This window comes from candidate division KSB1 bacterium (assembly GCA_034506255.1).
GTDB classification, from domain to species: domain Bacteria; phylum Zhuqueibacterota; class Zhuqueibacteria; order Zhuqueibacterales; family Zhuqueibacteraceae; genus Coneutiohabitans; species Coneutiohabitans thermophilus.
The window spans coordinates 1-12278 of record JAPDPX010000001.1 but is presented as its reverse complement, the minus strand read 5'-3'; the positions used below and the strand labels follow the sequence as shown (position 1 = coordinate 12278).

Sequence of the window (12278 nt, the reverse complement as noted above, 5' to 3'; positions counted from 1 at the left end):
GTTGCAACCATCACGTGCGGCGGAGCCGGGGTCATTTGCCATGCCCGTATGGACACCCATCGGGATGAAAATGTCGAGCAATCCTGACTTCGAAATTCGTTCCTTTGCCGCAGGCGTCACAGCTTTTCTTCCACGAAAACGGACTGCCACGAAATGGCTTTTGCCGTGGGATTTCTGCTTTCGTGGGCGGATCGTTGGGGTTTGCTCTTGACATCGAGGGTTGAATCTCTGCCTTGCTATTATCTGAATTTTGCTTGTCGCCTTGTTGTCGTCCGGAAGAAATGGCGTGTTCACAAAACTCCGTCAGGCGTGGCCTGTAGAATTTCTTTCTCATGATCTGGCGCGGTTTTTTTGAGGAGAGCCAGGCAGGCCACTCCTGACGAAGTTTGGGGAAATGCAAAAAACAGCTTCACTGAAAAGTGGCTGGGTATCGCGATCAAATCGGGGTTTTTCACGGAGGGGATCAATCTGGGTGCAAAATTCAGGTGCCAACTTTTTCGATGCGATAAAATTCAAAAAGCAAAACACGCAGGGATTTCGCAAAAAATAGCCGTTCCGCCACGGTTTGACCGTGGCTTTATCCTGCGATCCTGCGGAGGCTCTCGCAGGAATGCCACGGCCAAGCCGTGGCAGATCAAAAGGGGGACGGAGCTGCCACCACCCCGTCATGTCGCAGGCCCCGGCGATTGCAGAGGCAGGCCGCGCTGCAGAGGCTTCCCGGCAATATGACAAGAACAACGTCCTGCGCGGCTCACAGCTTTACTTTGCGATCAAGCAATTTTGAGAATCTGAAACCTCAGCCGCACCTTTGCGGTGGGCAATCCATTCCGACACGCGACCCTTCATGAGCTTTTTCCTTGCAGCCCTGCTGCTCGCGCACGCCACAGTTTTTCCAATGCCCGGCGGCAAAGATGATCCCACCACCCTGGTCTTTCCGCCCTTCCTGCACATTTGGGTGCAAAAGGCCACCGCCACCCATCTCAAACTGTACACCAAGAACAGTGTGAAGGTCGATAATCCCCAGGGGGTGGCTGCCACCCGGCTGGACAGTTGGGAGGATCCCAAACGCACGGAGGATGACGATGAGTTGACGGTTTACGGCGTGAATGCCGGTTACAACATGATCATCTTCAACACCTCGCGCAGCGCGATCGCTTTTTATGGCATGAATGAAACCGGCGAGCGCCGCCTGCGGCAGCCGCATGGCATAGCCGCCCACCGCAGCGGCGAAGTCTACGTGGCGGACACCGGCAACCATCGCGTGGTGCATTTTCACAATCCCGGCCGCGAGCTGCGCTACATTCGCGCTCTCACCGGCCTGCGGTCCCCGCGTGACGTGGCCATTTCCCCCGACAAAACTGTTTATGTCGCCGATACCGGCAACAATCGCATCGCGGTCTATCGCGACGATCAACTGCTGCACAGTTGGGGCGCCAATGGCGGGCTGCAGGCCCCCACGGCCGTGGCCGCCACCGACGCCAGCGAGCCCTGGTCTTATTACAAAGACGCTTTTGTCATCGTCATCGACCAGGAGCAGCAGCGGCTGCAGAAATTTTCTCCCGACGGACAACTGCTCGCCTCGCGCACCATGGCAGGCCTGGGCATCACCAACGCCCGCCTGGCTTATGCCGCCCTCGATTACTACAGCAACCTCTACGTCACCGACACCGCCAATCACTGTCTGCACAAGTTCGACCGCCATCTCAACTACCTCACCCGCTTCGGCCGGCGCGGCAGCGGCGCCAGGGAATTTCACGAGCCGCGCGGCCTCGCCATTTACAAACGCTTCGGCCAGGTCATCATCGCCGAACGCGAAGCCGTGCAATATTACTGGATCGGCACCGATGTGCGCGACTTCAACGCCCGCCTCACCAATCAGCGGCTGCTCGAAGTCAGCTATTTCCTGACCGAACCGAGCTTCGTCACCCTCGAGATTCGCGATGCCGAAGGCACCGCATTGGTCCAGCCGATGACCAACACCCTGCGTTTTGCCGGCGCCAATCGCGAAACCTTCAGCGGCGCCTGGCAACCGGTCGATCCCGCGTTGCTGCCGCCCAAGCAGTCGCCGCTGGCACCGGTAGCCGCCGGCAAATTCACCCTCCGTTTGACCATCAAACCGACTTATTCCAGCTACATGCATTTTGAAAAAACTGTCGAGACCAGAATTCACACCGCACCATGACGGAACCACAAGTTACGCTCGCGCTCGCTCTGCAACACGGCCTGAGCGAGGAAGAATACCATCGCATCCTGCAAATCCTTGGCCGCGTGCCGACCTTCACCGAGCTGGGCATCTTCGCGGTGATGTGGTCGGAACATTGCAGCTACAAGAACTCCATTGCCCAGCTCAAAACCCTGCCGCGCGAGGGCAAAGATTTGCTGGTGAAAGCCGGTGAAGAAAACGCCGGCGCGGTGGACATCGGCAACGGTCTGGCCGTGGTCTTCAAAATTGAAAGCCACAATCACCCCTCCGCGGTCGAACCGTATCAGGGCGCCGCCACCGGCGTGGGCGGCATTCTGCGCGACATCTTCACCATGGGCGCCCGCCCGATTGCCGCACTCAACTCGTTGCGCTTCGGCAGTCTCAGCGACCGCCGCGTGCGCCACCTGGTCAGGGGCGTGGTCAAGGGCATTGGCGATTACGGCAACTGCTTCGGCGTGCCCACCGTCGCCGGCGAGGTTTATTTCGAAGATTGCTATCGTGACAATCCCCTGGTGAATGCCATGGCTGTCGGCCTGGTATCGCATGATCGCATGGCGCGCGCCGCGGCCAGCGGCGCGGGCAACAGCGTCATCCTGATCGGCTCCGCCACCGGCCGCGACGGCATTCACGGCGCCACCTTCGCCAGCGAGGAAATCTCCGAACACAGCGCCAGCAAACGGCCGCAGGTGCAGGTTGGCGATCCCTTCACCGAGAAACTCCTGCTCGAAGCCACGCTTGAAATGATCCGCGCCGACTTGATCATCGGCATTCAGGACATGGGCGCCGCCGGCCTCACCTGCTCCACCTCCGAAATGTCGGCGCGCGGCGGGCACGGCATGGTAATCGATTTGGAAAACGTGCCCCTGCGCGAAACCGGCATGACGCCCTATGAAATCATGCTGTCGGAATCCCAGGAGCGCATGCTGGTGGTGGCGCGGCCCGGCAGGGAGGAGGCCATTGCGGAAATTTGCCGCAAGTGGGATTTGCACGCGGCCCTCATTGGCAAAGTGACGACCGACAAAATGCTGCGTGTGCGCCACCACGGCCGGGAAGTCGCGGTTATACCCGCCGCCAGCCTGGTGCTCGGCGGCGGCGCGCCGGTGTATATTCGCGAAGCCAAACCTCCGGCTTATTTGGAAAACACGCGCGCCTTCTCCGCCGCCAAACTGCCGCTGCCGCCCGATCTCGGCAGCTGCCTGCTGCAATTGCTGGCTTCGCCGAATATCGCCAGCAAACGCTGGATCTATCGGCAATATGATTCGACCGTGCGCAGCAACACCATCATCCTGCCCGGCGGCGACGCGGCCGTGCTCCGCCTCAAAGGCACGCGCAAAGGCCTGGCAGTAAAAACGGATGGCAATGGCCGCTATGTTTATCTCAATCCCCGCCGCGGCGCGGCCATTGCCGTGGCCGAGGCGGCGCGCAACGTGGCTGTCACCGGCGCCCGGCCGGTGGCCATCACCAACTGTTTGAACTTCGGCAATCCCTACAAACCGGAGGTCTACTGGCAGTTCCAGGAGGCGATTGCAGGCATCGGTGAGGCCTGTCGTGCCCTGGAAACCCCGGTGACAGGCGGCAATGTCAGCTTTTATAATGAAAGTCCCACCGCCGCAGTTTATCCCACGCCGGTGATCGGCATGCTGGGCGTGCTGGACGACGTGAGCTGTGCCACCACCGCGCATTTCAAGCAGGCCGGCGATGAAATCGCGCTGCTGGGTGCGAATTTCGAAGAGATCGGCGGCAGCGAGTACCTCAAAGTCATCCACGGTCTGGTGACCGGCGACTGCCCCACCCTGAATCTCGAACGGGAGAAAGCCCTGCAGCAGGCCTGCCTGGAGATGATTCGGCAGCGGCTGGTGCATTCCGCGCATGATGTCTCCGATGGCGGTCTCGCCGTGGCCCTGGCCGAATGCTGCCTCATGAATGAAGACAAATTCCTGGGCGCACAAATTGCACTGCCTGGTTTCGTGCGCCCGGATTTTGCCCTGTTCGGTGAAAGCCAATCCCTCATCATCATTTCCTATGCCCCGGCGGAACGCCGCCAAATCGCCGCGCTCTGCGCCCAACACCGCGTCCCAATTTCCTTTCTGGGAAAAGTTGGCGGCGACACGCTGTGCATAAACTCGCTTCTGGAACTCCCACTCGCGTCACTCGCGGAGCGGTATTTCGGGGAAATCGAGCGGCTGTTGGAAGAACAAGCAAGACCTGCCCACCAACCACTGCAAAATGACAATTTCAAAAATTCCTCTTGACAAAATTCTTCCCAATCTGCATACTTGCGCCAATTGAAATTGGGGCGGCTGCTCCACGCAACCACCCAGGGCGCTGGCAGTCACGAGGAGTCCCTCCATGAATACTCCGCCGTTGCCTTGGGGGAAAAATCGCTTCTCCCCCTTCCGAGAACCACCGCCGCAGTGCACGCATAACCGGCCCTCTTCTCCCTCGCGAGGGACAACCACCTTCGTCTTCATCCCCGCCCAAGCTGTTCGACCAGGTGCGCGCCGTGATTCGCGCCAAGCATTTCAGCCCTCGCACCGAAGAAGCCTATGTGGGCGGGATCAAACGCTCCGTTCGGTTTCATGGTCTCCGCCATCCGCGCGAAATGGGCGCGCCGCAAGTGAAAGAATTTCTCACACACCTGGCCGTGCAGGAAAGAGTGGCGGCTTCCACGCAGAATCAGGCGCTCTCTGCCATTGTGTTTTTGTACAAACATGTTTTGAAACAGGAACTCGGATCATTCGGTGAAATGACGTGGGCGAAAAAACCGGAGACCTTGCCGGTGGTTTGAGCAAAAAGGAAATCAAAGCCCTCATGAGCCATCTTACCGGCAAAGACTGGATTATGGTGGCGATCATGTACGGCTGCGGCTTGCGCGTGGAGGAGTGCGTGACATTGCGCGTGAAAGATTTCGATTTTGCGCGGGGCCGGATCGTGGTTCGCCGCGGCAAAGGCGAGAAGGACCGACCCGTGCCGCTGCCGCAAATTTTGATACAACCGCTGCAAGCGCATTTGGCCAAAGTCAAAAGGCTGCACGATGCAGATTTGCAAAAAGGCCTGGGCACGGTTGATTTACCCTGTGCGCTGAATCGAAAGTATACGGGATTGAGCCGTGAATTCAATTGGCAATACGTTTTTCCCTCGCAGGACATTTCGCCCAACAAGATTTCCGGAAATTTGCAGCGCCATCATACCAGCGAGCGCACTGCTGTCCGGTTGAGCGCATTTCGTATAGCCCAAAGGGCAAAAAGCGCCCATTTTTCCCGGGGTCAATCTGAAATTGGCAATGACGTTACCCTTGAGATTCGCGAGTGACTTATCCACACTCTTGTGGATAACGAAGCCAACTTAAACTTTTCACCGTCCTTTTGAAATAAAGCTTGAGCTCCCAAAGCCACGTTTCGTATTTTTGATGTCAACAAAACCGAAACTCAAAACTTCAGGAGGCTCAAGCTATGCAACAATTCAGCACGGTGTATAATCAATTTCTCAAACTTATGCCTCGCCGCACTTTCCAACAGAGCGTCGATCGCTATCAAGGTGATTATCGGACGCGCAAAATGACGTGCTGGTCACAGTTTGGTCTCATGAGCTATGCCCAAGTCACCGGCAAAGTTTCTTTGCGTGATATCGAAGTCAGCTTCGCCAACAAAGAGAATTATTTTTATCATCTCGGCCTGCAGAGCGTTTCCCACTCGACATTGGCCGATGCCAATGCCAAGCGCGATTGGCACATCTATCAAGACCTGTTTGAAGCCATATTGTCGCGTTGCCGCGACCTTGTCCCGCAACACAACTTTCGTTTTAAGAATCCACTAAAATCTTTTGACGCCACAACGATCAGTTTATGTCTGGCCACGTTTCCGTGGGCCAAGTTTCGTCAAACCAAAGGCGCCATTAAGATTCATACGCGCCTGGATCATCGCGGGCAAATTCCCGATTTTGTGCACATCACCTCTGGGAAAACCCATGAAATCAAGGTCGCACGCACACTTGAAATCGAAGCCGATGATATTTTGGTGTTCGATCGCGCCATGATTGACTACAAATGGCTCAACCATATCGATGAACAAGGAGCGTATTTTGTCACGCGCGCTAAAGACAACATGAGCTATCGTGTCCTGCGAAATCCTGATCATCGGTTGCCCGTCTTAACCGACCATGCTCGTGCTCAAGGAATTCTCAAAGATCAAGTCATTTGCATCACGGGCACCAAAGCCGACGATATCCCGATCGAACTCCGCTTGGTGGTCTATCGTGATCCTGCAACCGGCAATGTATACGAGTTCTTGACGAACATCTTTCATTTGGCGGCATTGACCATTGCACAAATTTACAAGGCCCGCTGGGAGATCGAGGTCTTTTTTAAGTGGATCAAACAACATCTCAAAATCAAAATCTTCTTCGGAACCTCCGAGAATGCCGTCATGACGCAGATTTGGATTGCGATGATTACTTATTTGCTGCTGGCATACCTGAAGTATCAAACCAAGTGTCAATACTCGCTGTTACATATTCGTATCCACCCGGTGAACCCATCTTGAAGCTTGCCACAGTAAGAGATATTTTTGAACTTTTTTCAGCGCGCGCTTTTGTGGCGACCAGCCGGAAATGGCAACCGAATGGCAATTCAGCCAACAACAACGACTGCTGCGCGAGAACTTTTTTGTCCGCATGCCGCTTGCGGCTCTGCTCTTGGCCGTTGATCGAAAGCTAGCCCCGCAGCAGAAATCCCACAACGCGGCACAGCTTGTTTTACTATTTTAAACCGGACAGCAGTGATATTCAGTCAGCAAACAATATTGATATGTGCGGCGTGACGCTTACGACTGCGGTTAATAGACAATTGAGTAATATCCGTGAGCGACTTTCAGTTGGAGCAACGGTACGTGTTCTTGTCGTTGATCCGACGTCAAATGCGTTGAAAATTTCAGACCTGCGCAGCGAAGATCCTAATGTGGAATATTACCGTTTTAAGCTCGAAGCTACTTTTCAAGATTTAGTTTACTTATATCAATATCAGTCAAGAAATGGCAGTACAAATAAGGGCAAATTCGAAGTCCGTCTTTTACCTTACCCGCCGTCGTTTGCAATCTACAGTTTTGACGCGCGTCGTCCAACTGGGCAAGTAATTGTCGAAATTTATCCTCACGTCACTGGGTGGGGTAATGAACCGGCTTTTGATTTATTACCAACACGTGATGGAAAATGGTATGAATATTTTGTAGATCAATTTGAATTCATGTGGAAATCAGCAAAGCCCTTTGAAGTGAAAGCATACACAGGTCAAGCATAAATGGGGCTAACCCAGCATCCAGCGGACAAGAAAACAGTGGCATAAATTTCGTTTGTGGTGATTCATGGCTTCTCCTTCGATCAAACTTGGCTCTCTGTTTTCTTGCCGCTGATGCTGGTGTTATGCATAAACACATGTGTAAGTTCTTCATCACCTTTTTTGTCCTCCTTTTTTCTGGCCAAGCAGTAGCTGAAGACCAAGCAATCGCCAAGCTATTTGCCCAGCGAGGCATTGACGGGACTATTGTGATTTCGTCGTTATACGGCGGGCAGACATTCATTCACAACGATCCCCGTGCAAACCATAGATTCTCGCCAGCATCTACATTCAAGATACTGAATACGCTGATCTCACTCGAAGAAAGAGCAATTTCGGGAAAAGACGACGTGCTGAAGTGGGACGGGCGTACTTACGATTTTCCAGATTGGAATCGTGACCAGACGCTGGAAAGTGCATTTAAGGTTTCTTGTGTCTGGTGTTTTCAGGAGCTTGCACGCCGGGTCGGCGCGGAGAAGTATCGAAATTACCTACGCAAGTCAGCTTACGGTGAGTTACGCGAGCCTTTTGAGGAAACAACATTCTGGCTTGATGGTTCACTTGAAATCAGCGCAATAGAACAAGTGGAATTCCTCAAAAAAGTTTATCAGCGCTCTCTCCCATTCAGCACATCGTCTTACGAAACGCTACGACAAATCATGCTTGTAGAGCAAACCCCGGCTTTCACGTTGCGAGCTAAGACAGGCTGGGCAGCGAGAGTAAAGCCGCAAATCGGCTGGTATGTAGGCTACGTAGAAACGTCAAAGGATGTGTGGTTTTTTGCCACGAACCTGGCAGTCCATGACGAAATGGACCTGCCCCTGCGCCAGAAGCTGACGCGAGAAGCATTGCAAACAAAAGGAGTCATCGAATGATGCATAACATGGCGCTCAAGCGGGACGCGGCAAAAAGCCGCCGCGCCCCTTAGCTTTACGTTAGCCGCCTCGTTGCAATTACGACGGTCGGTAACCTTCATGCTATTCCGTTGCACTCAGAAGCCACCTTGTATAGCAAGCAACCTACAGGAAACACTACGATGAATATTGCTGCGAAATATGTTCACACAAATCTCATCGCCGAAGATTGGCGGGCGCTTGCCAACTTCTACCAGCAAGTTTTTGGGTGCGTTCCCGTTCCGCCAGAACGCGACTTTCAAGGCGAGAAACTCGAAGCGGGGACGGGGATTCCAGGCGCACATCTGCGCGGTGTACATCTGCGATTACCTGGCTACGATGATAACGGTCCCACGCTAGAGATTTTCAACTACAACATTCTTGAAAGTCGGGGTAAAACCGCCGTGAATCGGCCAGGCTTTGGGCATATTGCCTTTTCGGTTGATGATGTAGCAGCCGCTCAAAAGGCGGTTTTACAGGCGGGTGGCCACGCAATCGGTGAAATTGTGACCTTGCACGTTGCGACTGGTGCAAAAGTAACTTGGTGCTACGTCACCGACCCAGAAGGCAATATCATCGAGCTACAATCGTGGTCAAACTAACGGGGCGGCTAACACCGGGTTGCAGCCGACGTTGCTCCGCTGCGCTCCGCAACGCGGCTGAACCCGACCGTTGGGCGGCGTGACGACTTTACCCCAGCAATCGGGTTCGTCTGTTTTCGCCTGGCAGTCTCGACGAACGAATCACGCATGATCATCATCCTGAATGGACCGCTCGGCATCGGAAAGTCAACACTCGCCGAGGCACTCACCGAGAGCATCGACCAGTGTGTGATGCTAGACGGCGACCACCTCGTTGCGACAAACCCGCCGCCAGTCGATGAGCTTGCCTATTTGCACGCGGCGATCGCGTTGCTCGTCGCACACGGCCGGCGGCATGGCTACCGCCATTTCGTCATCAACCACCTCTGGCGAACGCCCGAGGAGCTCGACGACTTGCGCGATAGGCTTCTCGATGTCGACGCTGACGCCGTCATCCGCTGTTTTCTGCTGACCCTTCCGCTTGACGAGAATCTTCGGCGAATCCAGCGCCGTCAAAGTGCACGCGCACTCGACGAGCAGGAGTTCGAACGGCGGACTGTCGAGGAAGAACGCCAGGTCTTGTTTAAGAGGGGTAGTGGTAGTCTGGGTGAACCCTTTGATGTGTCGGCAACGCCGACGGATCTCGTCGCGACGCTCTTGCTTCGCCTTGAGCAGCGATGAAGTCACGACTTTACGGCGTTGATCACATGGCGAATATCACGATGCCTAGTCAGATTATTCCAACACCGTTGTGGCGGACGCTTGTCCTGTCCGTTGGGTTCGTGGCCGTCGTCATCGCCTGCGCCGTATCCTGCTCATCTCTTGGAGCGGTCACGTCGCCTGGCGCCCTCGACTCCGCCGAATACCTCTCCGTGGACGGCGCCGAGCTCTACCTGCATGTGCGCGGTGCCGACAGCCGCGCGCCGGTAATGCTTTGGCTTCACGGCGGCCCAGGTGGGGCTGAACGTCCGCTATTCCGCTACTACAACAGTGAGATAGAAAATCATTTCGTCGTGGTCTACTGGGACCAGCGCGGCGCCGGACGTTCCTTCAGCGACCAGGCTAACCCCAGCCTGCTAACGGTCGCACGACATCTTGCGGACCTCGATTCGGTCGTAGATCATCTGATGCGGACTCTCAGACGGGATCGGGTAGTTCTCGTCGGGCACTCGTGGGGAAGCGCGCTCGGCATGCTATACGCCCGCGCGCATCCAGAGAAGGTGTCTGCATTCGTCGGCGTCAATCAGATCGTGTCCATGCGCGAGGCACACGTCGCCGAGTACACTTTCTTAAAGAAGGAAGCAGCTAGGCGCGGTGACGAGAAGATGCTTCGCCGACTTGAAGCGATCGGCGCGCCACCGTTCGACAGCGCCAAGGAAGCTTTTGCAGTCGAGGAACTCGTCAAGGAATACGGTGGTCTGTTTCACCAGGAGCCCAACCGCTTCTGGGTGGCATTCTGCGGCATCTTCCGCGGCTTGGTCACGCCGTGGGAGATCCCTCGCTTCATTCGCGCTAATAACGTCTCCCTTGAGGCGATGCACGACGAGCTGCTCAAGCTCGATCTCGCCCGCGACGTGCCCGCCTTAGATGTACCGGTCCTCTTCTTTCTCGGTCGATACGATCGCCACACTGACAGCGAAATCGCATCCACGTATTTCGGTCATCTGAAGGCGCCTTTGAAGCGCCTGATCTGGTTCGACGAGTCCGCGCACAACATCCCCTTCGAGGAAGCCGATCGCTTCAACACCACGCTCGTGAGGGAATTGCAAGCGTTGGGCATTCTGCAACGATGAGGACCAGAACGCGACTTGGTGAGAACTAAACACGGTCGTCCTGAAAGACGATGCCACTATCCGTCCCGGGTCAAGAGAGCCGTCCAACAACCGGTTGCAGCGGACCCGCTCCGGCGGGCTTGCCCGCCTACGCGGGCCGCTGAACCGGAGCGTTAGCTCGCGAAAAAAATAAGATGTAGATGGTTGGCAATGAGTTCGTGATGAATCTTAAAGATCGTAAGCGCGCTACGACGCGTCCTGCTCGCGCCCTCCCCTGCCGTCCTGGCCGCGCGAGAAAGATTCGTGCATGAGCTTAACGATCATATCGACTCGACCGAGCTTGTCGAGGTCTAAATGCTGACGATGAGTTGGCTCATGAGCTGACGAACATATCCGAGTGCTAACGAAGAGAAATAAGAGACGACACGATTTGCAAGCTGCTAACGAGATTCGTGAAGCAGCTTATGTTGATTTGAAATCATAAACGCCGGGTTTTGCTGACGGCTCTTTGACCCGCCAAAAAGTTCTTGGCGCTGGCTCGGCGGTCTTCCGGTTTCCCCGCTGCGCGGGCAAACCTTTGACAGAGAAGGTGGCACCCTCGCCAACTTGCCCTGGCGGGCGAGGCGTGCGAAGATGGCAAGTTGGCGAGAGTGCTTAAAGAAACGTCCTGTCGAGTTCGGCAGAACGTCCTGTTTGCCGACTTCGGCGTGAGCTCAGTCGAACGCTGGCTTGCTGAAACACGTGAAAACACAATTGTGCTAACAAGCGGCTGGTGGCGGACGCTGCCGCGCCGGGACGAAATTCAAATCGTGCAAAGTTCAAAGGTTTTTGGCTTCGGCTGTGGAGGTCGCTGAGCGCGCCAGCGCCGCACAGCCTGCCCGTTAGGCCGTTCAAGAATGCGATGGATCGAACGTGACTGCTCGCGATCGAATACTTCTGGTCTCACTGTGGCTCTCAGTGGTCGCTTTGACCACTTGGGTCGGTGGCACGCTCTATCAAAGTATCCACCCGGTGAACCCATCTTGAAGCTTACCGCAGCAAGAGGTATTTTCGAACTTTTTCCAGCGCGCTTTTGTGGCGACCAGCCGGAAATGGCAACCGAATGGCAATTCAGATAACGGCCCTGTGGCCGGGATAGATCTTCCGAGAAAGGCCCTCGCCGGACAGGGAGCAGTATTGCAGCGAACGAGCGACAGCGGGGGAGAATACGCTGGTGGCAGGAAATATCAAATCATCAAGCCTCGTGCGACTGGGACAGGGCCCAATCTCAAGCAGTCGGCGTGCGCCAGTTTTGCGGAAGCAGCGCGGCGATCTGGGTGATGGGATGGTCGGGCAGGCGGCTGAGAATATCGCGCAGATAAGCCAGGGGTTCAACCTGATGCAGCTTGGCGGTGGCCACCAGGGTGTAAATCATCGCGGCGCGTTTGGCGCCTTCATGCGAGCCGGCAAAGAGATAATTCTTGCGACCCAATGCCACCGGTCGAATGGCATTCTCAACCA

General features: G+C 55.5%; 12 protein-coding genes. 10 read left to right on the top strand and 2 right to left on the bottom strand.

The window, feature by feature from the left end:
* Positions 1-31: 31 nt before the first annotated feature.
* Entirely contained in the window at positions 32-400 is a 369-nt protein-coding gene (locus ONB52_00060) for a hypothetical protein (GenBank protein MDZ7414529.1), read from the bottom strand.
* A 444-nt stretch (positions 401-844) separates the two neighbouring features.
* Here ONB52_00060 and ONB52_00055 point away from each other — a divergent pair, with 444 nt between their 5' ends.
* From ONB52_00055 to ONB52_00010, 10 genes are all read left to right on the top strand, one after another.
* A complete protein-coding gene (locus ONB52_00055) occupies positions 845-2182 on the top strand; it encodes an NHL repeat-containing protein (protein ID MDZ7414528.1) in 1338 nt (445 codons plus the stop codon).
* Positions 2179-4455 carry a phosphoribosylformylglycinamidine synthase subunit PurL gene (gene purL, locus ONB52_00050; GenBank protein MDZ7414527.1) on the top strand — a complete coding sequence of 759 codons (2277 nt, stop codon included), beginning with the start codon at positions 2179-2181 and terminating at the stop codon, positions 4453-4455. Before ONB52_00055 ends, purL begins: the two co-directional genes overlap by 4 nt.
* 242 nt (positions 4456-4697) lie before the next feature.
* Positions 4698-4991: a phage integrase N-terminal SAM-like domain-containing protein gene (locus tag ONB52_00045; protein MDZ7414526.1), complete on the top strand. Its 294-nt coding sequence runs from the start codon at positions 4698-4700 to the stop codon at positions 4989-4991.
* Between the two features lie 53 nt (positions 4992-5044).
* The gene (locus tag ONB52_00040; GenBank protein ID MDZ7414525.1) at positions 5045-5515 is read left to right on the top strand and encodes a tyrosine-type recombinase/integrase; all 471 of its coding nucleotides are present in this window, start codon (positions 5045-5047) and stop codon (positions 5513-5515) included.
* Positions 5516-5655: 140 nt separating this feature from the next.
* Positions 5656-6744, top strand: a complete 1089-nt coding sequence (locus tag ONB52_00035; GenBank protein ID MDZ7414524.1) for an IS4 family transposase — start codon at positions 5656-5658, stop codon at positions 6742-6744.
* A 206-nt stretch (positions 6745-6950) separates the two neighbouring features.
* Positions 6951-7496: a hypothetical protein gene (locus tag ONB52_00030; protein ID MDZ7414523.1), complete on the top strand. Its 546-nt coding sequence runs from the start codon at positions 6951-6953 to the stop codon at positions 7494-7496.
* A 134-nt stretch (positions 7497-7630) separates the two neighbouring features.
* On the top strand, positions 7631-8407 hold the full coding sequence (gene blaOXA, locus ONB52_00025; protein ID MDZ7414522.1) for an OXA-198 family carbapenem-hydrolyzing class D beta-lactamase: 777 nt from the start codon (positions 7631-7633) through the stop codon (positions 8405-8407).
* A 167-nt stretch (positions 8408-8574) separates the two neighbouring features.
* On the top strand, positions 8575-9027 hold the full coding sequence (locus ONB52_00020) for a VOC family protein (protein MDZ7414521.1): 453 nt from the start codon (positions 8575-8577) through the stop codon (positions 9025-9027).
* 147 nt (positions 9028-9174) lie between these two features.
* The gene (locus tag ONB52_00015; GenBank protein MDZ7414520.1) at positions 9175-9687 is read left to right on the top strand and encodes a Gar/GrdA family gentamicin resistance ATP-binding protein; all 513 of its coding nucleotides are present in this window, start codon (positions 9175-9177) and stop codon (positions 9685-9687) included.
* Positions 9684-10799: an alpha/beta hydrolase gene (locus ONB52_00010; GenBank protein MDZ7414519.1), complete on the top strand. Its 1116-nt coding sequence runs from the start codon at positions 9684-9686 to the stop codon at positions 10797-10799. Before ONB52_00015 ends, ONB52_00010 begins: the two co-directional genes overlap by 4 nt.
* 1246 nt (positions 10800-12045) lie before the next feature.
* Here the strand turns inward: ONB52_00010 and ONB52_00005 are convergent.
* Positions 12046-12278: transposase domain-containing protein (locus ONB52_00005; protein ID MDZ7414518.1), on the bottom strand; the 233-nt coding region annotated here is incomplete at its 5' end.

Excerpts from the sequence above, each read along its gene's own strand:
- ONB52_00010 (MDZ7414519.1), top strand. The coding sequence starts at position 9,684 with ATGAAGTCACGACTTTACGGCGTTGATCACATGGCGAATATCACGATG.
- ONB52_00035 (MDZ7414524.1), top strand. The coding sequence starts at position 5,656 with ATGCAACAATTCAGCACGGTGTATAATCAATTTCTCAAACTTATGCCT.
- ONB52_00055 (MDZ7414528.1), top strand. The coding sequence starts at position 845 with ATGAGCTTTTTCCTTGCAGCCCTGCTGCTCGCGCACGCCACAGTTTTT.
- purL (MDZ7414527.1), top strand. The coding sequence starts at position 2,179 with ATGACGGAACCACAAGTTACGCTCGCGCTCGCTCTGCAACACGGCCTG.
- blaOXA (MDZ7414522.1), top strand. The coding sequence starts at position 7,631 with ATGTGTAAGTTCTTCATCACCTTTTTTGTCCTCCTTTTTTCTGGCCAA.
- ONB52_00015 (MDZ7414520.1), top strand. The coding sequence starts at position 9,175 with ATGATCATCATCCTGAATGGACCGCTCGGCATCGGAAAGTCAACACTC.
- ONB52_00040 (MDZ7414525.1), top strand. The coding sequence starts at position 5,045 with ATGGTGGCGATCATGTACGGCTGCGGCTTGCGCGTGGAGGAGTGCGTG.